Below are 21,056 nucleotides of genomic sequence, written 5' to 3'. Positions count from 1 at the left end.
TCAATTCAATTCAATTCAATTCAATTCAATTCAATAAGGATCAATATTATGGTTAGCTCCGTTGGCGGCATTACTCCAGGCATTCCCGCCCAAATCTCTAGTTCTGAAATCCTTGGGCGTGCGGGGTTGAAGCAGGCCTTGTCGGCCGGCACGGTTCGCGCACAGTTGGAGGCACAAGTCATGACCTCCACGCCCCGTAGTACGGTCGAGGTCTTGACCTCGCAAAATGTGCATAAGTATCTGGACACTTCAAAGTTCAGTGAAAGCGAGAGCCAGGCAGTGCTCGGGTTGTTTTTAGCTACCGTGGTCAAGCAGGAAAGGGGCGAGTTGGGTGCCGCTGAGCAGGCTCCGATTGCAGGTCTGGTTGTCTCCCCGAAAGGCGACTTGTCCGACCCGGCGGGTTCCATGGAAAAAGACCTGGTTCGCGATCTGATGAATTTCGATCCGCAGGCCTGGGAAAAACATATTGGCGTGTTCCTGGCTGCCGTCATTGCGATGCAGATTGCGCGCGAGGCAAGCGCCAAATTGGCTGGCGACTTCACAATTCTCGCCTATGAAGCGGCGAAAGCGCAGGGGGTGTCCATCATTGAAGGTGGGCATGCTGCAATGGTGGCGGCTGTGTCGGGGGCGGTACTGGCCTCCTCAATGGCGATTGCCGGCGGGGTGATTAGCATCAAGGGGCATGCGCAGATGCATAAGAGCCTTTCGACCAACGGGGAGAAGGCCCTCAAAAAAGGCACTGAGGTGGAGAGGCTGAGCGCCGATCTGGAGCGCCTGAGCCCGGGCGCGAAGCCTATGGCGTCTAGCGAGCGTGTCACGCTTCAAGACAAGATTCTGCTTGCGAAACAAGAAGGTAAAACAGCAGAACTCGCCAATTCTCTGGTCGATAAGATGAGTCAGAAAAATATCATCATTGGCGGTACGCTGAGCAGTGTGGCGATGATGATGAACACTTCCCTTGCCGGGATGCTGAGAATGGCGGAGTTCAGGGAAAACCAGAATCAGGTGCTGCGTCAGTCCGAGCAAACGCTTAACAAGTCGGTAAGCGATGTCGAAAGTCAGGGCCTGAGTGAAGACACTGCACTGATTATCAAAATGTTGGAAGCCATTCAGAATATGTCCGACAGTCGTAATGCTACGATTGCCGCGATTGCCAATAGCCGGGCGTGACGGAGGGGTTGATAATGTCCATTCATCTCAATGGTAGCGCTGCTCCCTCACTGGTAAGGCTCGACACTCAGCGTTTGGCGGAGCCTGAGGTTTACGGGCAGCAAGGCAAGCAGTTTTTGCCTCGTGATCCCGAGGCAAAGCCTCTTCTGGCAACCGTGGCCCGGCTTGATGCCTTGAGCGGGCGCCTGGCGGAAACCGGCGAAACACTAAAGGCCTTTAGCTTGCCAGCGGCAGTCAGTACCGCCGATATAGATTCGCACCCTCAAGGGGTGTCGCGCTATCTTCAAGCACAGCAGGTGGCCATTGGTCAGGCCTCCCGCGAACTGCAAAAATTGAGCGAGGCAACCGGAACCGCTAAGGCCAGTGAGCGCGTGGTTGAAGCTGAGTTGCGCAAGTTGGCGCACAGTCCGGAAGGTCAGGGCATAGCTCCTGAGTTTGCCCGCGACACCCTCGATAAGCTCTTGGCTAATATGCCAAATGCTTATACGGCGGGGGCTGCTGCAGCGGCTCCGAACTTCTTTGAAGTCCTTGAGGATATGATTGGTTTTATTAAGAAAGATTATTTGGCGGTTTATGAGAATGCACTAAAGAAGTACTCGGATTTCTACAAAAGATTTAACGAAGAAGTCATGTCCAAGATGGGGAGCTGGGTAAAGGGTAAAAATGATGGCAAGGAAGTTGAGCTCAACATCGGGCAGATCGGTAAGGCGTTGGAGAGCCTTATATATGATTCGACTCTTAAGGATTACTTTCTGTACACTGCGGCTAGTAAGCAGGATGCAGAAAAGTGGGCGGCGGCAATGGGGCTTCCTTCGAGCAGTGTCATTAAGAGTGGCCAGTTTGTGGGGGGGGTGATGAAGTGGGTTGTTGTTATAGATGTTTCACCCTTAACCACCATGGCGGCAGAAGTGAAAAAAATGGGTGATTATTTTTCTGATTTTCATGGGTTGGCCTCAGTGGACTCTTCGAAATTTCAGGCCTGGCAAACTGGATTTAATAGCCAGGAAAGCGAATTGAAAAATCAGTTGCAAATGTTTACAACCAAATACGGTAATGCCAATTCGTACCACGAAAACTTTAACAAGATTTTGTCGTCACAACTAAGTCAGTATGCGGAAATGCTGAAAAATATAGCGGCTGCTATTGGCTGATACTCCGCTTGTCTCTGCTGGACAGTATCATTCGTCTCTTGATGGAGGTTGCGGATCTACTGTCTGGGTCAATCAAGATTAATGTGTGCTATAGGGGCCTGCTGTCTATAGCAATAGCAAGAGCAAGGTGGTTGTATATGCTCATAAATAAAACCGTCACTACGCCAGTGGATACCTTTAGTCAGAGCGGTAGTGCACCGACACGTACCTCTACCGGTCTTCAATTAGATCGTGTAAGTAACGAAGGCACGCCGTTGCAGTCGCTGTTTCGTAAGGAGGCGATTTACACAACGCAAGAGGCCGTTCGAGAATTGGGGCGGCAGGCGTTGAGTGTGATTTTGAAAGACGCTGGGACTCCTCTGATAGAAAAGTTGTTGAATGATCATGAAACCGATGCGCTGGCTCTGAAAAAGCACGCTATTAATCTTTTTGTTTTGAAAGGGCATGAGGGGGTTCGTGCCGATGAACGCTTCAAGTCTGCCTGTGATGGGTTGTTGAAAGCCGCGCAGAAGTACGGGGAGTGTGGGAAGGACGGATTTGCGGCAGATTTTCGCGGTAATCGTGCATCGTTTGAACGTCACAATAAGATCGATACATTGATTAACGGTCTTATTGAGCGTCATACGGCTGCCGTCGATACGGCCGTTGGCTATATATATCTAAACTTTTTGCATGATGGGTTGCCCAAGGCGCTGATGAAGTTGAATGGCGAAGTCATGCCTGGCCCAGAAGCTATCGCCAGCAGTCGCGCCAAGGGGAATGGAACCCAACAAGCAACGGATGTGCTCTCGGGGTGGATAGGTGATGGCGTAAAGGCGAAGACAGGCGAAGGCTTGTCTAAGCTTATCCTGGACCAGTTGAGCTACCTAAGCTTGGGGACGCCTCCTGAGGCTGATGGGCCCGGCTCGGGGCCTGCCCCTGATGAGGCGGGCATGGGGCGGGGGCCGGAAGCGCGATCGAAACCGACAGGAGATGACATCGGGGGCAGGTTTTTGCCTAATATTACGGTAAGTCCTCATATTAAAGGTGGGGATGTTAACGTCAGCTTCGATGGGCTTTTTGAGTTAGTGAATGGCTTAATACGAGAGAATAAGTCGCTTCACGAACAGCTCATGGCCGCACGTAATAAGGAGCCGTCGGCGGGTGGTACAAGGGCGGCTTCCACAGTAACGCCTGACGGCCTCAAGTCATTTGATGTGCCCGGTGAGGACTTCGTTGATTCAGGCCGAACGCCGGAGCGCTTGCTTCAGCGCAGCCTGATTGGTGATCGGACTGAAGTGTTAAGCTCGGCGCGGATAACGGCGGAAAACTTACTCCAGGATGCTTTCTCTGGCGCGGTAAGCGGGGCGGAATCCGGCCAGGAGAGGTATGTAAAATCAACAGCTGACAGTCTGCGGCCTTCAGCGGCTGAGCCGGTTGTTGAGCCTAAACTATACAAAATTAATCATGCTGTGGCGCAGCAGGTAGAGTATGTCGAGTTTGAAACGCTTGATGCGAGCCAGGAGCAGCGATTCGCTTCTGACGGGGGAGCACAATTGGAGGACTTCGTTGATTCGGGCCGAACGCCGGAGCGCTTGCTTCAGCGCAGCCTGATTACTGATCGGGCTGAAGTGTTAAGCTCGGAGCGGATAACGGCGGAAAACTCACTCCAGGATGCTTTCTCTGGTGCGGTAAGCGGGGCGGAATCCGGCCAGGAGCGGTATGTAAAATCAACAGCTGACAGTCTGCGGCCTTCAGGGGCTGAGCCGGTTGTTGAGCCTCAACTATCCAAAATTAATTATGCTGTGGCGCCGCAGGTAGAGTATGTCGAGTTTGAAACGCTTGATGCGAGCCAGGAGCAGCGATTCGCTTCTGACGGGGGAGCGCAATTGTTCGCGGGTAACTCTCTGCTCACGGGGGGGGCAGTAGGTGCTGCACAGGAACGAGGAGTTGCGAGTCGTGTTGGTATGTGGGAGGGCGCAGGCCCGTTGCCTTTCTCTAAAGGCGTGCCACACTTTGATTACTACCGACACCTAATGCCGTCAGTGGTTCCAGCCGGTGTAGTGGGCTCGATGGTTTCTTTTGTTTCGTCCAAGGATGCGAATTTTTTTCAGGAGATGGCCAGCGCGTTCGGGGGGGTTTCAACGGAGAGCCAATTCCTCAAGGGGTATATCCGCGAGGGTGAGAACCCGTCGATTGAGCCTGGTAAAAACGCAACGAGTGACGACCGCAAGGCTCATGTAATCTATCTCGAGCTAAAACGCCAATGTCCGGAATACGCTGAGCGCTTTGAAAAGCTGCATGCTGATTATGAGTCGCGAAAAAAAGTCGATAATAAATATGAGCGCTACACGCCCGTTGCCTCGTTCTACCCTGAAAGGAGGTCCTCTGATCCGTTGACCGGTACGTGGCGTAATAAAGGGTTATATTTGAAACCTGATTTCTTGAGTGAGAAGGGGCTTGTTGCAATAGACAGTGCCATCCAGGGCACCTCGGCAGATGCGGTTAAGAAGTGGCACAGTGCAATAGACCGCGCCATCCAGGGCGTCTCGGCAGATGCGGCTGCGTTAAGAGAGTACATAAAAAATGTTGGAGATCCTTCGAAAGCCGCCCCGGAAACCGAAATTGGAAGAATCTATCGTGATGTTAAGCGGGAGTCGAAGGAGTTCGCATGGAGGCTTGAAAGTATCTTTTCGCAGAAGCGCTTAGCGGATTCTGTGGAGGGGGGGTATTTGGTGGGGGGGCAAGTCCCGGCCCGCCCGATTATTTCACTTGAGAGTTACAAAGAGACCCGAAGTCATTTGGGGGGTATTGCTTGATGAGCGCTGAAACTCAGGTGGCTATCATTGCTATCATTGCTCAGAAATTGGGGGTGAAGCGAGAAAGCGTGACACTAGGCACTCGATTGGTCGAGGATCTGGGGGCTGACTCTTTGAATGTCTTGGAGATTGCACTGGAGATTAATGAAATTTTCGAAATTGACATCCCGGCACAGGGGCTCTCCAGAGTGCGCAAGGTGGACGATCTTTTTCGTTTGACGATGGAGACGTTTGAGCTTCGAGCGGCAACCTTCTAAGATTTTTACCTTCGTAACGCCTTCGCCTAACGGGGAAGGCGTTTTCTTTTTGCGCATCTCGAAGGGCCAGGTACGAATCACTCACCCTTCTTGTATGAAATTTCCGCCGTTACTTTCCCTGTATTCTCTACTTCTTTGGGCGCCTTCCTGTGTGGTGCTGCCTGCCTTTCCCCTAGACTTAGTCTCTTGTGTGATGGTCTTTTGTTTGTCTGCACTGGATGCCACTAAATCATGGTAAAGAGGCAATTGTCTTATGGGAAAGGGCGTTGATCAGTCGTTAGCGCGGTCGTTTGTTTTCGATCAGTGGGTACTGCAAGGTGATGGATTGCTTTTGCATAACGGTCATGGACGACACCTGCCACCTAAGGAGTTGCACGTTTTGCGTGTGTTATTAGAGGCAGCGGGATCGCTGGTAAGTAAGCAGCGGCTTCTCGATCAGGTATGGCCCGGCTGTGATGTGGCCGAAGAGTCCTTGACGCGTTGTATCTACGTGCTTCGCAAGTTGTTCGGTGAGCACCCTTACATCAGAACCGTTTATGGAAAGGGGTATTGCTTCGCTGGAGACGTGAAGGAGTGTATCGCCGAGCCTGACTCATGCCTGGCGCCTTCATTGCTGGTACTGCCAATTCTGACTCCCGGAGATGGCTGTGCAATAGATATGCAGTACCAAGTGGTTCGGCAGTTGGCCGCGGCCTTTGGTGGGGCGTTGCGCGTGATTCCGGCGGTGTTGTCGGGTAATCCACAGGGTGTGGGCGATCCGTTGGCATTGGTTGAGCGCATGGCTCCTGATTATTATCTGAGTGTGTACTGTGTCAAGGGTGAGGCGGGCTGGTCACTATCGGTTGAGCTGGTGCGTGGCCAGGATCACACGCTGCTATACAGTCAGGCCTTGTTGCCGGTCGATGATCGCAATAAGGCGCTGCAACAATTGGCTGCCGTAGTGGCGCGGTGTCTTCCAGGTATGGGGGCGGTTGTGTCTTCGCATTGTTCCAATTCTTTTTTATCAGCACCCTCTTGTTTCATCGGTTTGTCGCGGGAGCGGGTGCTTGTGTCGCGGGGACTGGGTGAGATGAGGGCCAGGTTGCAGCTCAAGCCAGGTTGTGCACCTCTCTGGAAGCTCATGGTCAGTCCGCAGGCCGCTCGTCGTCAGCTCTCAGGCTGGCGGCGGGCGCAGCGGAATGGGGGGCGTATGGTGGGGCTGGATGCCCCGAAAGCGGGGTGCTGGCCGCTATGACGTGGAAGATAGGTGTCATGGCGGTTCTGGCGCAATTTTGGGGTGTGAGTGCTTGGGCCAATTGTTGGCTCGAAGTGGGGGCTCGTTACACTATAGAACCTGAGTTGTTGTATGCAATTGCCCTTGTTGAGTCGCAACTCAAGCCTGATGCAATTCATCATAATCGCGACGGCTCAACCGATGTGGGGTTGATGCAAATCAACAGCCAGCATCTGCCGCGATTGCAGGCGCGTGGCATCACGCGGCAACGCTTATTGGATGAGCCTTGCCTTGCGATTGACGTGGGGGCTTCGATACTCGCAGGGTTTATTGCGCGTCACGGTTATAACTGGACTGCGGTGGGCGCTTACAATGCGGGCAGCTCGCCTGATCGACAAGTATTGCGTATGCGCTATGCACAAAAAGTGTATCGACGTTACCACGCGTTGTTGACCAACGGTTCGTTGAGCCAGCAAATCTAATCTGTTTATGACTTGAAGGTGGTCTCTTTTGATCAGGATTGTTTCTGTGCTGTTTTATAGTATGGCTTCAAGTTAGAGCGCGCGACGCTTTCATAGATCAGGAAGAAAATGATGAATAGCATGCAGGAGGGTTCGTCTGCAATGCAGTGCGTATTGAGGGTGTTTAATGGCCCGCTGCAAGGTTGTGAGTTTACGCTTTCACAGCAGCGCACTTTTTTTATAGTGGGGGCTGAGTCTCAGTTTTGTTCGCTTGAGCAACCCCCTAGCATTCCTCCAGAGGTGATTTATGTTCCGCTGGCGTCGGGGGGCTGCAATTTTGAAGTGTTGCTTGAGGAGAACGGTCGGTCTGGGTGTGTAGCTCGCCTGCAGAGTGAAGACGGGCCGCAAGAGATGGTTCTGGCGTTCCAGCAGTTGCATCTTGTGGGTGCTTTGCAAATAGCCCTACGCCCAGCGGACGTTCCTTGGGCCGTTGAGTTGATCGAGCCTTTGGCTGTTGTCCGGGAAGGGGGGGGGCAACGAATCTTGGGCGGCATGCGCCAGTGCGTATGGCTGGGGGCAGGGCTTGTGTTGCTGGGGGTGTTGGCGTTGATGGCCTGGAATGTATCGCGGCCAAGTCAGGTTTCCAGTATCGAGGCGTTGATGGGGGGTACAAACACCACGATGACCGTGCTCAACGGTCGTGACAACCAAGTATATGTTGTTGCAGAGTCTGAGCGTGACGCCAGTTGGGGACGTCAGGTACTGGTGCGTAACGGTTACTCGGCCACGCAAGTTATCACGGCTTACGATGAGCAAAAGCGTTTGGAGGTGTTGGTCGCAGAACTTGCGCCGCAGTTGGCTTACCACCGTATGGATCTGAGTGATCCGGCGACGCCCAAATTACTGATCAGTCAGCAGCGCAATGTGCTGCTCCCGGCCCAGAAAGAACGTCTTGAAAGTGCCTTGCGCGTGGCGGTGCCTTATGCCCGCGATATAGAAATCGTAAGCAGTGACGATGCTCGTCTGGCGCATTTGGCTGAGGAGGGCCTGCGTCGTTTGATGCTGCCGTTTACGCGTCATGCTAATACCGACAGTGTGACATTTACTGTCGAGGGCAGCCTTGATGACGCCGAATTGCAGGCGTTGGGCAGTTTTGTCACACGCTTTAATCGGCAATGGGGCGAGCGTTATGTGCACTTTGCCCTCGAGCTTCGAGATGACTGGCTCAAGGGTAAGTCATTTCAATATGGCCCACAGGGCTACATCAAGACTACGCCGTCGTCTTGGTACTTTCCTAAACCGCTTTAATCATGAAAAGGTGAACTATGACTACACTTGTAAACGCGGCAGCTTCGTTTCACGTAGATTTTTTGGGCAAGCAAGCGCAGTTGTTTGAGACTGGAGCTAAAGACTTGAAGGATAAACTGGATAAAGCGTTAGTCGATCTGCACGGGGACCCGTCGAACCCGACACTGTTGGCGAGTTATCAATCGACCTTCTCCTCGTACAATATTTTCCGTAACGCGGCGACGAACACTGTAAAGGGTTTCAAAGAAATCGATACGGCAATTATTTCCGCGGCGCGTTAAGCGTTTTGTGCCTTTGTGGTCAGTGGGCATTTATGTGTCCGCTGGCGACATTCATTTGAGAAGCTTATATGTCTGCGTCTTCATTAGTTGTAGATGGTGTTAACAATATTCGCATCGCGCAGTTGGCGCGTCCCGCGCCTACGGAGGTGGTTTCATTGGAAGACCAGCTGATAAAAAATTACGCCAATGCAGCCATCGGTGTCGGGCAGGATCAGACAGAAATCAATGCCATGCTGGGGCGACCAGATATTACCAACCCTGAAGTCTTGAGTGAGTTACAGATTCGTACCGCGCAATACAATGTTGATGTGTCGCTACTCAATGTGTTGGTCCGCAAGTCGGTGACTACCGCTGAAACCTTGTTACGTTCCTCATGAAAAGGCTGGGCTGGGTGGTACTTTTTTGCCTTATGTTGGCGGGCTGTCGTGAGCCGAGTCTGCTGGAGGGTTTGGATCAGCAACAAGTCAATGAGGTGGTGTCGGTGTTGCAACGACACAATATTTCTGCGGTCAAGGTTAACAATGGTAAAGCCGGGCACTCCGTACTTATCAAGCAGATTGATTTCGCCGCCGCAGTGGATTTGCTGACTGTCTATTCGCTGCCCTCTAAACCCCGGGTAGAGATCGCGCAGATGTTCGCAGCCGATTCGCTGGTTTCCTCGCCTCGCGCAGAGAAAGCTCGCTTATACAGTGCGCTGGAACAGCGTCTGGAGCAGTCATTGGTGACACTTGAGGGCATCGTTTCGGCGCGGGTACACATCAGCTACGATTTGGAGTCGGGAGAAAGCGGTCGTAAGCCCTCCTCGGTTCATTTGTCGACGCTGGCAGTGTACGAGCGTGATATCGATCCGCAGTTGTTGATTGGCGATATAAAGCGCTTTCTTAAAAACAGCTTTTCGTCCGTGGAGTACGAGAACATCTCGGTGGTGCTCTCCAAGCGCAGCCTGATTCAACATACGCCACCGTCAGTGGAGCCGCGTGCCGGCGACCTGAGTTGGCTCTACGGCGTGCTTGTTCTGGGTGTTTTGAGTGCGCTGGGTTGTGCTGCTGTGCTGTATCGCCAAGGCAGGCGCAGAGAGGCTGGCGATGCTGTCACGAACTGAAGCATTGCACGCTATTTTGCACCAGCCATTGGACTACCTGCATCCTGGCCGGGGGAGTGTGCCGCAGCTGTTTGATTGCCCGCAGGCGCGCAATGTGCTGAATCAATCGCTGTTGCAGCGTTTGGCGCTTGGTTGCCCAAATCAGCAACAGAGCGAAATGACTCTGTGGGCTGATATGTGGGTCAAGCACTGGCGGTATTTGCCCCAGGTCGCTCGCTTGATGGGGGCGCAGCTGCGGTGGCCCGACTTGGCGCGGGGGGGGCGGTTGCGTGAGCTCGACTCTTCGGTACGGGCCTTTGCTCGGATTGATCTGGGGTACCGGGCATCCGTCGGGCTCAATGTGAAGTATGAACTTGAGTCGTCATTGAGTGCCTTGGGGTTGGGGGGGTTACTGGCGTGGCATGCGCATGTACCGCAGACACTGATGCGGCGCTTGCCTTTGCAGTTTTCACCTGAGGTCGTCGAGTTGCAGCAGGCTTGGCCTGCGCAGGCGCCTCATTCGTCACTTTTCTTTCTGGCGGTACAACATGCTCGACTCCATCAGAACTCTGGTTGATATACCGGCTAACAATGATCTTGTAGTGACGCGCCAAGAGCGTATTGCTGCGCGCGATCGCAGACTGTTGATGCGGCAGGCCCGTGAAAGAGCCAAGGCCTGCATCATTGAGGCGCAGAGAGAAGCCGAAGCGATCCGTGGGCATGCGTTTCAAGAGGGTTATTCTCAGGGGGTCTTGCGTGCGGCAGGTGATTTGAGCGATTTGTTGTTACGGGCGCGGGTCGTGACTACAACCTTGCAAGCGGAGCTGCAAGAGGCGGCGGGTAAGATGTTTGGTGACCTGTTGAAGGATGATCAGTTATTGGCGGCGCTGTTGCAGCGTTGGCAACAGCGCCAAGTCCATTCGGCACCGACGGTGGTCGAGATTATCTTGCCACTGCGCTGCAAGCTCCAAGCGTCAGCTTTGAAAAGCGTGTTAAGCGAGGCTGGGGAGGGGCGGGTGGAGATCAGTTTTCATGCTCAGGAGCGTTACTTGTTCCGTCAGGCTGATCAAGTTATCGAACTGGATATCGCGGCCGCACAAGCGCGTCTGGCGCCGCGCTTGCTCGCGCAGTTGAAACAGTTGCCGCAAAGTGTGCATGAGCTCGACGATGCGTCTATGCAGCTATTTATCGGTTGGGCTGAAGAGCTAAAAGGAGTTGTGCGGGGTGAGGATGAAATTCACGCACCGGAGATAGCGGATGCAGATTGATAGCTTTATGCCGATGAATCGTACTCTTGCAGGCGTGCCGCCAGCCGGTGGGGTAGTGCCACTTGAGCAGCAATTTGGGGGGGCGGCGCCTCAGTCCGCACCGGACCCTGAGTTTGATCGGTTTTATGGGCAGTTCATCAAGTGGGTGAACGGTGCCGACGAACTGTCTGGAGATATTATTCGGCGTTATTTGAGTTGCTACACCGATGCGGAAGGAGGGCGGCCTTATCAAACCACCCAAGAGCTAGCCGCTCTTATCCTTAAACTTATGGGTGCAATGAAGGCGGAGCGTCTTGATCAAACGCCGGAATATAAAGAAGTGACAAATGCCTATGGCCTTGTTTTTTCGGCGGATTTATTTATTAAGTCGAGTATGGCGGAAATATTCAGGCCAAGCGATGATGAAGATAGTCGCGAAAATATTGATTGGTGATGGTGTGTTGTTCACATTCAAACGATTTTATTTTTTATGTGGCTCCCTTGGGTGGTTGCCCGCGATGGCTTGGTTGGCGGGGCCGATATTGCTCACGGCAATGGGGCTCGTATTGCACCGTGCAGAGCAATTTAACCAGGCTGCCGCCTTATTGGATCGCGACAGCGTGGCTATTTATTCTCTGCGTCAACGTGATCGGGCGGCCCTGGAGGCGCTGGGTGCGCGCTTAAACAGGTTGCCGACCAGTGACTGATCAGGTCTCACCGTCCGTAACTAACACGATAACCAAGCGGAGGCGGGGAGTGGTGGTGTATTGGCGACGACTCATCTCTGTAGATTTCAAGCGCCTATACCGGCAGCGGCGTCCAACACTGATGGTTGGTGTGTGGGCGGGTATTGGCCTGCTGGCCTGCTGGATGGCTGTTGAGTCGGTCTCGACGCAACTGATAAGTGCACAATCCAATTTTGAACGAGCGTGCCGGTTGAACCAGTCATTGTCGAGCGCTCACGATCAGCATCTGGTTTCGTCAGAGTTGCGCAGTGCCAGGCAGCGGTGTCGTCATCAGTTCTTTAGCGATGAATCTTTCTAGTTTCTTGGTAAGCGCTCCATAGCCCTCGCCTGGCCAAAGACGGGCAGCGCGTTCCCAGGTACACATCTCGCGTGCCAGTTCTCAGCTCGGGAGTGTGGCTCGCTACGATGGGCTGCACGTTGTAGTTTGGTGGACATCAGCGTTCTTGCGCGTGAAACTGCAAGTCATGGCAACACCTGATCGACGAGGCGGGCAGATCTATAGCGACGGAGAGAAAAAACGATGACCAATGTCTTTATCGAAAGGCGACTGGATCTCAAGAAGGGCGGGGAAGTTTCTGTTCGCTTTCTTCGGCCTGAACCGGACATTGAGGGGGACTGGCATTGTGATATTGAATTAGAGTGGCCTGATCGTCGGCAGGCTCTACGTATATTCGGTATTGACGCCATCCAAGCGCTTCTTCTCGCGATGCAAGGCGCTCGCTGCGAACTGGTTAGTTCGCCGGAGAGTGCGGCTGGCGAGCTGACATGGCTTGGTGAGCGTGAGTTTGGTCTGCCCGTTATGGCTGCGCCGGCATGCCCGAAAAATGGACACCCTGAGAAGGTTGAGTAAGTGCCATTCAGGTCTCAGTCATTCCTGATTCTTCGTATTTATTGATGCTGTGTGATGTTTAGTTAGGGGTTTATGATGGGCTACTGCCCTAGCGCACTTATGGCGTCTGTAAGGCTCGTACGCCTTACATTTTTTACTCTCGATTCCCACAAGGGGTTTATTGGTATGTGGTGTCCATAGTCTTTTAAAACCTTGACCAATTCGGCAAATTGCTCCTGGTTCTCCACAATCACAATTTCCTCGAAGGGGCTCATTTTGGTCGGCAGGATGAACGTGGCGGGGTAGTTGGCTGCAGTGTCGGAAATATGGTTTGCCGAGTCTGTACCATGGTGGATCACTGGTTCGCCTTCACCCACCATGGCCTGATTGAGGAGGGGGATCATCTGGGCAGCACGCGTCGTGATATTGCCTTTGTCCGGGTTTGCCTTGCTGTAGAAGTGCTTCTCATCTTGGTAGTCGATCTTCAGTTCGTCAGGTATACGCATGTATTTGTCGAGACGCTGTTTGAAGACATCATGGCTTACGTCGGGCAAGGGTAGATTGTCCAGCGGGCCTATATCGCTCAAGTGAGGCCCTATCAATAGCAGGTCGTAGTCAGCGGTTAATGGGTTGCCATGCGGCTCTTTGGCTAACACCATGAGTGGCTGCTGACCTTGAAAGATCAGATATTCTGGGGTGGGGCTGTCCTCGCATTGAATGCCTTCGTATTCATACGTATCACCGCTGAGACCAATGGCGTTGATCTTGATCGTTTGGTTGTGATTGAGGGTGTGCCAGCTGTAGATAAAATTATTTTCAAGCAGGTAGTTGATGCGTTGTTTGGAGACTTTCAGTTGCACGGGGATCGCATGTTTTTCTCTGACGCATTGGTTTGTCTGCTGGTTAAATATTTTGATTATTTCCGGGGCTGTCGATTTGTATTTTTCAAGTTTGCTGAAGGTTTGATCGAGGGGGATCGTTCCGGCTTGTACCCCCCAGTTTGAGCTCTTGCCTTTAACATGAAGGCCCTTGGTTGGCCAACCTGATTCAATCAGGCCGGTGGCGGCGGTTTCAACCGGCCGAAGTGCAATCACGCAATTTTGCTCTTTGGCTACTTCTTGTATGCGGACCAAATGGGTTGTCACGACCCCGGTGCGATCCTTGATCTTGGCGATTACTGTGTCGAGGTCTTTCAGATCAAGTGTTGATCCTTCATTACAAGGGGCAGAAAGCCGAGCGTCTCTATAGGCGCTACTAAAATTGCTACAAGAAAGATGATTGAAGCCGATCATTTCTATGGTCCATGCAGTTGCTGGAAGGGCGTTATTTAACCACTGAGCGGTGGTTGCTTCAATATTCTCCTTTTGCAGTTATTGCTAAGCATTGTAAGTGCTTCGTAGTCCATTTCGCTAAACGTGCGCGTGAGATTCGTGACTTGAATTATATCGGATCAGCTGGTGGGGTTGAGTGTGGGGTGTATGGTGGGCCTTGCGAAAGAATTGCGTCCTTTCAAAGGGGGGGGTAATACAATTCACTGGTTGATATTTGGGTGTTTTGTTCGGCTGAGCGATTCTTGATGGTGGTTGTATTTTTATCAGATATTCTCTTTTATTGGTGAGCTTTATGTTGCTCGTGGTTGGGTGTAGCGCTCTCGGAGGGAGGCGAGGGTGATGCAAGGGGTGGTTGTTACGCATTGTATATTGGGAATGTGTCGCTTTTTTTGTGATTTTTTTTGGAGGGGGTTATGAGTTCGCAGTACCAAGCAGTGATTAAAGAGTTGTACCTTTCTTTTTCGCTTCCAGAGCCGGCAATTATAGAAATGGTGACCAGTCTGCAGCTCGACAGTTATGTTTGTCATTTGACTGAGCATCCGGCGGATTATCTGTTGATGTTTGTTAGTGTGGCACCCTTGGAGTCTGCGCCAATTGATGAGCAGAACCTGTTCAGTCAGGACCCATGCAAGCCTGTGTTGGGGTTGGATCCTGTGAGTCAGAGTAAGGTGCTGTGGAATCGTCAGTATCTGATGCAAATGGATCGTGCCATGGTGCATCATCAGCTGGAGCAGTTAGTGGGTGCGGCGGAGCGGCTTAGTCAGCTTGGTTGATGGGGGTAAGTGTGTAGCAGGGCCACCTTTCAGGTGGTCCCGCTTTCTTTATTGTTGTGTTTGGTTGGCTTAAATATGTTGCAGTACGAGGCGGTTTGAATAGCGTTGTTCTACATAGGAATGGACCATTGCTTGAAACTCTTCGGCAATGTGTTCGCCGCGCAGGGTTCTCACTTTAACTCCGTCGACATATACCGGGGCGGCTGGCAATTCGCCTGAGCCGGGCAGCGAAATGCCAATGTTGGCGTGTTTGCTCTCGCCTGGGCCGTTCACAATGCAGCCCATGACGGCGACGTTCATTTCCTCGACGCCTGGATACTGAGTTTTCCATGTTGGCATCTGGGTGCGTAAAAACGTCTGGATTCGTGATGCCAGATCCTGAAATAGTGTGCTGGAGGTGCGCCCGCACCCAGGGCACGCAATGACCATTGGAGTAAAGCTACGCAAACCCATGGTCTGCAGGACTTCTTGAGCTACGACTACTTCTTTTTCTCGTGGGGCGCCTGGCTCTGGTGTTAGTGAGATGCGGAGGGTGTCGCCGATGCCCTCTTGCAGCAGTACTGACAGGGCGGCGGTCGACGCAACGATGCCTCTGCTGCCCATGCCTGCTTCGGTTAGGCCAAGGTGTAGAGCGTAATCGCAGCGCTTGGCGAGTTCACGATAAACACCGATCAGGTCCTGAACGGCAGACACTTTGCACGACAAAATAATTTGATTGCCGGGTAGGCCGATGCTTTCCGCCTTCTGGGCTGACTCAATGGCTGAAGTGATCAGTGCTTCGGCCATCACGCTTTGCGGTGTCCATGGCTCACTGCGTGCTGCGTTCTCATCCATGATTCGTGCCAGTAGCGCCTGATCGAGGCTGCCCCAGTTCACGCCTATGCGTATGGGTTTGTTGTGTTTACAGGCGACTTCAATCATTTGGCTGAACTGCAGGTCGTGCTTTGCGCCTTTGCCAACATTGCCGGGATTGATTCGGTACTTCGATAGAGCCTCTGCGCAGGCGGGGTAGTCGCGCAGCAATGTGTGGCCGTTGTAATGAAAGTCGCCTACAAGCGGCACGAGCACGCCCATGCGATCAAGCTGTTCGCGGATCACTGGCACTGCTGCGGCTGCTTCGGGTGTATTGACCGTGATGCGAACCAGTTCAGATCCGGCTTCTGCGAGTTGCTGAACTTGGGTGGCGGTGGCGGTGGCGTCAGTAGTATCGGTATTGGTCATTGACTGGACGACAATCGGTGCGTCGCCGCCGAGAGTGACGTTGTTTTCATGCCATTGCACGCTGGCTTGGCGCGTTTTTTTTCGTGGTGCGGAGCCGCAGAGTACGGGGTGGGTAGCAGTTTTCATGGCAATATTTCACCGTTGTTGTGTGGTTTGGGTTATAGGGAAGGTGTTTGGATGTGTGCCCTCCATGGGCGTGCAATTTTAAGGGGTGGGGGGAGGGGGAGGGCTTTCAATAAAAGCTCAAATTGATGCTGGGGGGCAGGTCTGAGTATGGGTGGGTGTCCTTCGATTGATTGTTTTTGTCTTTGTCGGTGGGTGAGCTGTTTCTGATAGTGGGTAAGTGAGAGGGGGGGGTATCGTGGTGGCTTTATTTAGGTAGGAGTCCTGTATGAAAGTGTTTGGCATCAACCTCCATCTGTTCTCGAGTTCGAGTCGGGGTTCTGCCGTTGCTCCGCAACCAACATTGCTTGGTGACTTGGGCCGTGGTGTATTAGGGGGAGTGAGGGGGGTTCTCCGAGTAGCACAGGATAAACATTCTCATAAACTTGAAAAACTAGAGAAGTGTGTGAAAAAGTTCATTAAGGATGCCGACAGGCAAAGGGTAGATCCTTTAAAATTTGCAAATCTGAGCATGCGTTTGAGTGACGTAAGAGGGGTTTCAAGTGATTGTCTTACTGATGTGTATTGGGAGTCTGTGATGGGTTATCAAAACCAGATTTACAAAGAATTATTTCCACGTCTTCACAATGAATTATTTCCACCTCGGGTGGCGACTTCTGCACCCGCCTCTCTGATGCAAGAGCCTCGACCTTTTGGTTCGTGTAAGTCAGAGTTGTACTAAGGCATCTTTGATGGCCTCAGCCTTCTAACGGCACTGCTGCCGCCGATGAGGTTTTGTTGCGCTCGTTGTCAGGGGAAAGGATACTTGTGATGAGTCGTCGTTATGAGTGCCTGAATGAGGGGCATGCGATTGGAAGTGCCGTGTCGGTGCACTGAGTGCTGGCACGCTGATTAGCTGTTGGGTGCTATGTGGGGAAGGCCTGCCGCTAAAGGACTGTCAAGCGGCGAAAAATTGGTAACTCCGGAATTTCAAATGTTCCGGAGTTACCAACGGTTGTATGCGGAAACTTCGTGTCGGTGATGCGATGTCAATAAATAAATGCTCTTTTATAGAAAGTGAGCTGTAAGAAGATCGTAAATTTCAAGCTGCTGAACGGTCAATACCATTTAATGAAAAGGTAAAGACTTCCGTTATACGAGACTGTAAACAGGAGAGCGTCATGAGCATACGGACAAAGATGCGCGCTCAGGTGTTGAACGATTATGCTGAAGGTACGTTCACCCTGACCCAAGTGGATCGCCCGTTGGCTGGGGCTGGCCAGGTGCTTGTCAAGATAGCTGCGAGCGGGGTCAACCCGATTGATTTCATGATTCGCAAGGCGCAGGCGCCCTATGCTATGCCTGAACTTCCCGCGATCCTCGGCACTGATCTCGCCGGCGTGGTGGAAGCCGTGGGCGACGGCGTCACTGGTTTTAAGGTTGGGGACGAGGTGTATGGGCTGACAGGTGGCGTGCGAGGCCTGCAAGGTTCAATGGCTGAGTACGCCGCCGTAGATGCCGATCTATTGGCTCTCAAGCCGAACAACCTCAGCATGCGTGAAGCTGCGGCGATACCGTTGGTGTTTCTGACAGCGTGGGAGGGACTGATAGACCGTGCTGGCCTGCGCGCCGGGCAGTCTGTGCTGGTTCAAGGCGGCGCCGGTGGTGTGGGGCACATGGCGGTGCAAATCGCGGTTGCCCATGGCGCCAAGGTGTTCGCCACAGCGTCATCCCAGAAGCGCGAAATCGTTGAGTCCTTTGGTGCAACGGCCATCGACTACCGCGCCAGGACGGTTGAGCAGTATGTAAAACAGCATACGGGTGGGGTTGGTTTCGACTTGGTTTACGATACCGTTGGCGGTCAGACCCTTGATGATTCGCTGATAGCCGCTCGCACCTATGGTCATGTGCTGAGTTGCTTTGCGTTCGGCACTCACAACCTGGCACCAAGCTCGCTGCGCTGCGTGACGGTGTCCGGGGTATTCGTATTACTTCCGATGTTAAGTGGGGAGGGGCGTTCGCATCACGGTGAAATTTTGCGACATGCCACACGCCTTGCCGAGGAAGGCAAGCTTATTCCTTTGCTGGACGAGCAGCGCTTCACCCTCGACTGTGCAGGCGCCGCGCATACATTGCAGGAGTCGGGCAAGATGGTGGGGAAGGTGGTTATTGATGTCGTTTGATGGCCAGGTCGCGGCCCCTTTAAACAATCGAGTAGGGGGCGGCTTTGCATCTGCCGTCCTCTCATTGGGTGGTGGGAGCAATGGAGCCAAAAAACAGCGTAAGCCCTGCCATTTCCGCTGCTAGCGGTTGATGCCGTTGGATAAGTATTATGTGTAAATTGACAGAGATATTTCACTATGCTTTTTCGTGTTGGATATAGCGGTTAAATGAAAAATTCTTGACCTGCAAGGGTGAAAGATTGAGGATCTCGAGGCTGTTTGAATAATTTTCGTTGATTAAGTAGCTGATGCTGTCCCCAATATATAAGTCAGCCTCGCCAGTGGTAACTGCGCCAACCGCCTTCAAGGCCCAGCAATGGTGTCGAGCGTCGGTTCGTTAAATCAATCCGGGAGTGTCAGTGTTCAGCCTTTTAATGCAGCCTTTTAAACAATATGAGCCTGTACGGAACACAGCCGTTGGCTTGGCCGACAGTAGCGAAGTGCGACTCGATCTGGTAGGACAGTTGAATATTGTGGGCAATAGCCTGGACAGTTTGTGCAGAGTCGGTGTGGATTTAAGCCTGGGTGAGGAGACCATGTCATTACGTCCCTCGGTAGGTCCCCTTAAAAAGTCCAAGCTTAAGGTGGTGCGTTATGTGTTTGATACCTGGGACTTTGAAGAGGGCGATGCGGGCAGTTTGTCGGACGTGTATGGCTTGGGGTGCATGAACAGTGAACGCTGTAAAGGTGCACTTGCGCTTCAAGTGAAAGGTGAGTTTGCACGCTTGGAGTTACACCTTGAGATTTTTAAATAGTGGAAACGTTGTATGTTATGTATAGAAAACGGTTGGCGGTCGGATCGGAGGAGTATTAGGGTCGTGGTTGGGCGGTTCTTGATAGCCTGATGGCGGTGTGCTGCTGCGCTGCAGGTGCTGGTGGGTTTCCTTTAAACTGCTCAGGCCTTTGGTAGGTCGCTAATCGCAATTTGGATGATGCGGAACTTCGAGTGTCATCAGTGCACTTTATTTCTGCAAAAAGTGAACAGTTATGTATGAGAGTGTTTGGAAGTGAGTTGTGTTGGAAGGGTATCCCTGCCGAGATTTTCCGGATTGCGGGGCGGGGAGTGCAAGATAATGAGAGTCATGACATACAAAGAATTCGGCAGTCTTTGCATTTTGCACCTGACCCTATGTTGTTGGAGCTTAAGCATTGATGAACTTAAAGAGGCTGCTAGATTTGTTGATTACGCATTTATTCATTACTTTGGCAATTGTTGCTTGTAGCCTGTTGCTTGTAGCCTGTTGCTTGTTGTTTGTTGTCTGCATGTTTTTATTGCAATTATTGAGAATGAAGCTAATTTGCGTCGTGCCAAAAACACGGCCTCGCCTCACGTAGGGTTGGAGGCTGATGTAGTTGATGAAGTGGTTTTTGGTAGATTATTGAGTAGTTTAATGGTTTTTAGCTCTATTGAAGATTTTAGTAATGAAGTTCTTAGGTGGTACGAAATAAAAGGTGCGAGATCCTGTATTGTAAGTGCGTCAGATTACATTTTGCCGCTTCTGGGAGAGTGTGAGCATGACTTTAACGCAGTTGTGATAATGGATGCTGAATAAGCCGACTATTCAGTATGTCTTCTTCATGGAAGACTTCCAATACCACCCCTACTTTGGAGAGTATTAAATCTCATTTTCCTGAATCAGAGTCCTTTACAGTCCGGTCTCTCGGCGGGGATAAACCTCTTAAAATATGATGCGAATGTCGAAAAAGCTATGCGTTTTGCGCCCTGGATTCTGTGTGCAAGAGTCTGTGCCTCAGCATCCGCACCGGAGTGTTCTATCCGGAAGAAGCCAAATACGCCAACGGCGTGTTAGTCGAGTTGCCGTATCCAACTGACGATGCACGGTTGCTGACGAAGGCTGTCGTCGATGCGCTCGATCGCGTGTTCCGTCCTGAGTTCAATTACATCAAGGCTGAATCCAGCTGATGAATCTTCGCCAGCGCGGCCAGACGGATTGTCGTTGCTCACCCGCGGTCGGCCACGTGAGTCCATCGCTGCAGGGGGCTGAGCGCCAGACCGTCCTCCTGACAAGCCCTGGCTTTTCTGGTTCCTGCTGCGATAGCTTCGGTCAGCCACGCTACAAGCAACTGCTGTTCCGGCAAAGACGTCAGCTGTCCTCGTCGTCGGCCCCCAGTAGTCGTTGAGCTTTTTTCGCAGCACCAACAACGCGGCCGTTTCGGCAAGCGCCTTATCTTTGCGGTGTAGTTCACGTTCAAGGTCCTGGATGCGCTTCTTGTCCTTGCGCGCTTGCTCGGGGTCGACCTTTTCCTGGACCTGAAAGGTCTGCTAACCAGCGATACAGGCTTGGCGCCAAGCGTTGATTTGTTCGAGGTAAAGGCCTTTTCGCCTGCAATATTCGTCCAGCTCAAGCGCCGACAGGCCGGCGGTTTTTCAATGAAGGTGATTGCGTGTTGGCTGTTGCCCAGAATATTCCTTACCTGGTCTTTAATGCGTGCACCTTGCATGAGCGCGCCATAGCGCGTGTTCAGAAAGGGTTGCATGGCATAGGCGGTCTTCGGCGTATTGAGCTGGACATTATCAAACGGGCCGTTACCGTCGGTGCGCTTGAGAAGGTAGGCGTTGGTCCAGGCGGTGCTCAGGGGGCCGTTGCCGACAAGCTGGCCAAAAACTTCGGGTTCAAGTGCGAGTGCTTGTTGACCTTATGGGGAGGTAAAGAGGTAACTCTCAGTGCTTGCCCCAGGGTCTATTTGCTCTAGAGCGGTAACGGCACCCTTAACCGTTTGGCTGTGCAAGTAGGTGGTACGTAGTTGCTGCGAAAGCGATTGCAGTACCGCATCGTCTGGCGAAAGGCTGGCGCTATGCAGCAGTTGGTTAACGGCGCCCTAATACTGCGTCTTTGACCAGTC

Annotated in this window: 21 protein-coding genes and 2 pseudogenes; 20 read left to right on the top strand and 3 right to left on the bottom strand. The window is 52.4% G+C overall.

The window, feature by feature from the left end; translation table 11 throughout:
- Positions 1–48 precede the first annotated feature (48 nt).
- The 15 genes from E4P01_RS12885 to E4P01_RS12815 all read left to right on the top strand — a co-directional run bounded on the left by E4P01_RS12885 (position 49) and on the right by E4P01_RS12815 (position 12,563).
- Positions 49–1,170 (top strand): IpaC/SipC family type III secretion system effector, encoded by a 1,122-nt coding sequence (locus tag E4P01_RS12885; protein ID WP_216091091.1) that lies wholly within the window; start codon positions 49–51, stop codon positions 1,168–1,170.
- 14 nt (positions 1,171–1,184) lie between these two features.
- Complete coding sequence (locus tag E4P01_RS12880; RefSeq protein ID WP_216091092.1) at positions 1,185–2,321, top strand: IpaD/SipD/SspD family type III secretion system needle tip protein; 1,137 nt, start codon at positions 1,185–1,187, stop codon at positions 2,319–2,321.
- 137 nt (positions 2,322–2,458) lie between these two features.
- Positions 2,459–5,119 carry a hypothetical protein gene (locus E4P01_RS12875; RefSeq protein WP_216091093.1) on the top strand — a complete coding sequence of 887 codons (2,661 nt, stop codon included), beginning with the start codon at positions 2,459–2,461 and terminating at the stop codon, positions 5,117–5,119.
- Entirely contained in the window at positions 5,119–5,376 is a 258-nt protein-coding gene (locus E4P01_RS12870; RefSeq protein ID WP_078822748.1) for an acyl carrier protein, read from the top strand. Before E4P01_RS12875 ends, E4P01_RS12870 begins: the two co-directional genes overlap by 1 nt.
- A gap of 253 nt (positions 5,377–5,629) precedes the next feature.
- The gene (locus E4P01_RS12865) at positions 5,630–6,610 is read left to right on the top strand and encodes a winged helix-turn-helix domain-containing protein (RefSeq protein ID WP_216091094.1); all 981 of its coding nucleotides are present in this window, start codon (positions 5,630–5,632) and stop codon (positions 6,608–6,610) included.
- A gap of 17 nt (positions 6,611–6,627) precedes the next feature.
- The gene (locus E4P01_RS12860) at positions 6,628–7,071 is read left to right on the top strand and encodes a transglycosylase SLT domain-containing protein (RefSeq protein ID WP_248130037.1); all 444 of its coding nucleotides are present in this window, start codon (positions 6,628–6,630) and stop codon (positions 7,069–7,071) included.
- A gap of 111 nt (positions 7,072–7,182) precedes the next feature.
- The gene (locus E4P01_RS12855) at positions 7,183–8,358 is read left to right on the top strand and encodes a PrgH/EprH family type III secretion apparatus protein (RefSeq protein WP_179119863.1); all 1,176 of its coding nucleotides are present in this window, start codon (positions 7,183–7,185) and stop codon (positions 8,356–8,358) included.
- A gap of 17 nt (positions 8,359–8,375) precedes the next feature.
- Positions 8,376–8,639, top strand: a complete 264-nt coding sequence (sctF, locus tag E4P01_RS12850) for a type III secretion system needle filament subunit SctF (protein WP_078822744.1) — start codon at positions 8,376–8,378, stop codon at positions 8,637–8,639.
- A gap of 68 nt (positions 8,640–8,707) precedes the next feature.
- Positions 8,708–9,016 (top strand): type III secretion system inner rod subunit SctI, encoded by a 309-nt coding sequence (gene sctI / locus E4P01_RS12845; RefSeq protein WP_179119862.1) that lies wholly within the window; start codon positions 8,708–8,710, stop codon positions 9,014–9,016.
- Entirely contained in the window at positions 9,013–9,741 is a 729-nt protein-coding gene (locus E4P01_RS12840) for an EscJ/YscJ/HrcJ family type III secretion inner membrane ring protein (protein ID WP_078822743.1), read from the top strand. Before sctI ends, E4P01_RS12840 begins: the two co-directional genes overlap by 4 nt.
- Complete coding sequence (locus E4P01_RS12835; RefSeq protein WP_216091096.1) at positions 9,725–10,297, top strand: hypothetical protein; 573 nt, start codon at positions 9,725–9,727, stop codon at positions 10,295–10,297. Before E4P01_RS12840 ends, E4P01_RS12835 begins: the two co-directional genes overlap by 17 nt.
- Entirely contained in the window at positions 10,269–10,988 is a 720-nt protein-coding gene (locus tag E4P01_RS12830; RefSeq protein ID WP_216091097.1) for an oxygen-regulated invasion protein OrgB, read from the top strand. Before E4P01_RS12835 ends, E4P01_RS12830 begins: the two co-directional genes overlap by 29 nt.
- Positions 10,978–11,421 carry a hypothetical protein gene (locus E4P01_RS12825; RefSeq protein WP_078822741.1) on the top strand — a complete coding sequence of 148 codons (444 nt, stop codon included), beginning with the start codon at positions 10,978–10,980 and terminating at the stop codon, positions 11,419–11,421. Before E4P01_RS12830 ends, E4P01_RS12825 begins: the two co-directional genes overlap by 11 nt.
- On the top strand, positions 11,387–11,674 hold the full coding sequence (locus E4P01_RS12820) for a hypothetical protein (protein ID WP_143508497.1): 288 nt from the start codon (positions 11,387–11,389) through the stop codon (positions 11,672–11,674). Before E4P01_RS12825 ends, E4P01_RS12820 begins: the two co-directional genes overlap by 35 nt.
- Positions 11,675–12,233: 559 nt before the next feature.
- Positions 12,234–12,563, top strand: a complete 330-nt coding sequence (locus E4P01_RS12815; RefSeq protein ID WP_078822740.1) for a hypothetical protein — start codon at positions 12,234–12,236, stop codon at positions 12,561–12,563.
- Positions 12,564–12,643: 80 nt separating this feature from the next.
- Here the strand turns inward: E4P01_RS12815 and E4P01_RS12810 are convergent, their stop codons facing one another.
- Positions 12,644–13,834 (bottom strand): anthrax toxin-like adenylyl cyclase domain-containing protein, encoded by a 1,191-nt coding sequence (locus E4P01_RS12810; RefSeq protein ID WP_078822739.1) that lies wholly within the window; start codon positions 13,832–13,834, stop codon positions 12,644–12,646.
- Positions 13,835–14,286: 452 nt separating this feature from the next.
- Between E4P01_RS12810 and E4P01_RS12805 the strand changes: the two genes are divergently transcribed.
- Positions 14,287–14,646 (top strand): CesT family type III secretion system chaperone, encoded by a 360-nt coding sequence (locus E4P01_RS12805; RefSeq protein ID WP_216091098.1) that lies wholly within the window; start codon positions 14,287–14,289, stop codon positions 14,644–14,646.
- A gap of 69 nt (positions 14,647–14,715) precedes the next feature.
- On the opposite strand, the gene ispG is transcribed toward E4P01_RS12805, so the two are convergent.
- Positions 14,716–15,993 carry a flavodoxin-dependent (E)-4-hydroxy-3-methylbut-2-enyl-diphosphate synthase gene (gene ispG, locus E4P01_RS12800; RefSeq protein ID WP_078822737.1) on the bottom strand — a complete coding sequence of 426 codons (1,278 nt, stop codon included), beginning with the start codon at positions 15,991–15,993 and terminating at the stop codon, positions 14,716–14,718.
- Positions 15,994–16,258: 265 nt separating this feature from the next.
- On the opposite strand from ispG, the gene E4P01_RS12795 reads away from it, so the two are divergent.
- The 4 genes and pseudogenes from E4P01_RS12795 to E4P01_RS12780 form a co-directional block, all read left to right on the top strand.
- Entirely contained in the window at positions 16,259–16,711 is a 453-nt protein-coding gene (locus E4P01_RS12795) for a hypothetical protein (RefSeq protein ID WP_216091099.1), read from the top strand.
- 439 nt (positions 16,712–17,150) lie between these two features.
- A complete protein-coding gene (locus E4P01_RS12790) occupies positions 17,151–18,152 on the top strand; it encodes a zinc-dependent alcohol dehydrogenase family protein (protein ID WP_216091100.1) in 1,002 nt (333 codons plus the stop codon).
- 398 nt (positions 18,153–18,550) lie between these two features.
- Positions 18,551–18,946: a hypothetical protein gene (locus tag E4P01_RS12785; protein ID WP_078820949.1), complete on the top strand. Its 396-nt coding sequence runs from the start codon at positions 18,551–18,553 to the stop codon at positions 18,944–18,946.
- 974 nt (positions 18,947–19,920) lie between these two features.
- A pseudogene (locus E4P01_RS12780) lies at positions 19,921–20,144 on the top strand (DNA polymerase V subunit UmuC); the annotation flags it as partial.
- A 30-nt stretch (positions 20,145–20,174) separates the two neighbouring features.
- Here the strand turns inward: E4P01_RS12780 and E4P01_RS12775 are convergent.
- A pseudogene (locus E4P01_RS12775) lies at positions 20,175–20,580 on the bottom strand (IS3 family transposase); the annotation flags it as partial.
- Positions 20,581–21,056 lie beyond the last annotated feature (476 nt).

This window comes from Pseudomonas sp. NCIMB 10586, assembly GCF_023127895.1.
Taxonomy (GTDB): domain Bacteria; phylum Pseudomonadota; class Gammaproteobacteria; order Pseudomonadales; family Pseudomonadaceae; genus Aquipseudomonas; species Aquipseudomonas synxantha_A.
The sequence above is the reverse complement of the archived record's forward strand: the minus strand, read 5'-3'. Positions and strand labels throughout refer to the sequence as shown.

What these genes read in the sequence shown, in the direction of transcription:
- E4P01_RS12840 (WP_078822743.1), top strand. Translation starts at nt 9,013, where the DNA reads ATGAAAAGGCTGGGCTGGGTGGTACTTTTTTGCCTTATGTTGGCGGGC.
- E4P01_RS12865 (WP_216091094.1), top strand. Translation starts at nt 5,630, where the DNA reads ATGGGAAAGGGCGTTGATCAGTCGTTAGCGCGGTCGTTTGTTTTCGAT.
- E4P01_RS12790 (WP_216091100.1), top strand. Translation starts at nt 17,151, where the DNA reads ATGAGCATACGGACAAAGATGCGCGCTCAGGTGTTGAACGATTATGCT.
- E4P01_RS12810 (WP_078822739.1), bottom strand. Translation starts at nt 13,834, where the DNA reads ATGATCGGCTTCAATCATCTTTCTTGTAGCAATTTTAGTAGCGCCTAT.
- sctF (WP_078822744.1), top strand. Translation starts at nt 8,376, where the DNA reads ATGACTACACTTGTAAACGCGGCAGCTTCGTTTCACGTAGATTTTTTG.
- sctI (WP_179119862.1), top strand. Translation starts at nt 8,708, where the DNA reads ATGTCTGCGTCTTCATTAGTTGTAGATGGTGTTAACAATATTCGCATC.
- ispG (WP_078822737.1), bottom strand. Translation starts at nt 15,993, where the DNA reads ATGAAAACTGCTACCCACCCCGTACTCTGCGGCTCCGCACCACGAAAA.
- E4P01_RS12860 (WP_248130037.1), top strand. Translation starts at nt 6,628, where the DNA reads ATGGCGGTTCTGGCGCAATTTTGGGGTGTGAGTGCTTGGGCCAATTGT.
- E4P01_RS12870 (WP_078822748.1), top strand. Translation starts at nt 5,119, where the DNA reads ATGAGCGCTGAAACTCAGGTGGCTATCATTGCTATCATTGCTCAGAAA.
- E4P01_RS12830 (WP_216091097.1), top strand. Translation starts at nt 10,269, where the DNA reads ATGCTCGACTCCATCAGAACTCTGGTTGATATACCGGCTAACAATGAT.
- E4P01_RS12795 (WP_216091099.1), top strand. Translation starts at nt 16,259, where the DNA reads ATGAAAGTGTTTGGCATCAACCTCCATCTGTTCTCGAGTTCGAGTCGG.
- E4P01_RS12815 (WP_078822740.1), top strand. Translation starts at nt 12,234, where the DNA reads ATGACCAATGTCTTTATCGAAAGGCGACTGGATCTCAAGAAGGGCGGG.
- E4P01_RS12820 (WP_143508497.1), top strand. Translation starts at nt 11,387, where the DNA reads ATGATGAAGATAGTCGCGAAAATATTGATTGGTGATGGTGTGTTGTTC.
- E4P01_RS12835 (WP_216091096.1), top strand. Translation starts at nt 9,725, where the DNA reads ATGCTGTCACGAACTGAAGCATTGCACGCTATTTTGCACCAGCCATTG.
- E4P01_RS12875 (WP_216091093.1), top strand. Translation starts at nt 2,459, where the DNA reads ATGCTCATAAATAAAACCGTCACTACGCCAGTGGATACCTTTAGTCAG.
- E4P01_RS12805 (WP_216091098.1), top strand. Translation starts at nt 14,287, where the DNA reads ATGAGTTCGCAGTACCAAGCAGTGATTAAAGAGTTGTACCTTTCTTTT.
- E4P01_RS12855 (WP_179119863.1), top strand. Translation starts at nt 7,183, where the DNA reads ATGAATAGCATGCAGGAGGGTTCGTCTGCAATGCAGTGCGTATTGAGG.
- E4P01_RS12825 (WP_078822741.1), top strand. Translation starts at nt 10,978, where the DNA reads ATGCAGATTGATAGCTTTATGCCGATGAATCGTACTCTTGCAGGCGTG.
- E4P01_RS12885 (WP_216091091.1), top strand. Translation starts at nt 49, where the DNA reads ATGGTTAGCTCCGTTGGCGGCATTACTCCAGGCATTCCCGCCCAAATC.
- E4P01_RS12880 (WP_216091092.1), top strand. Translation starts at nt 1,185, where the DNA reads ATGTCCATTCATCTCAATGGTAGCGCTGCTCCCTCACTGGTAAGGCTC.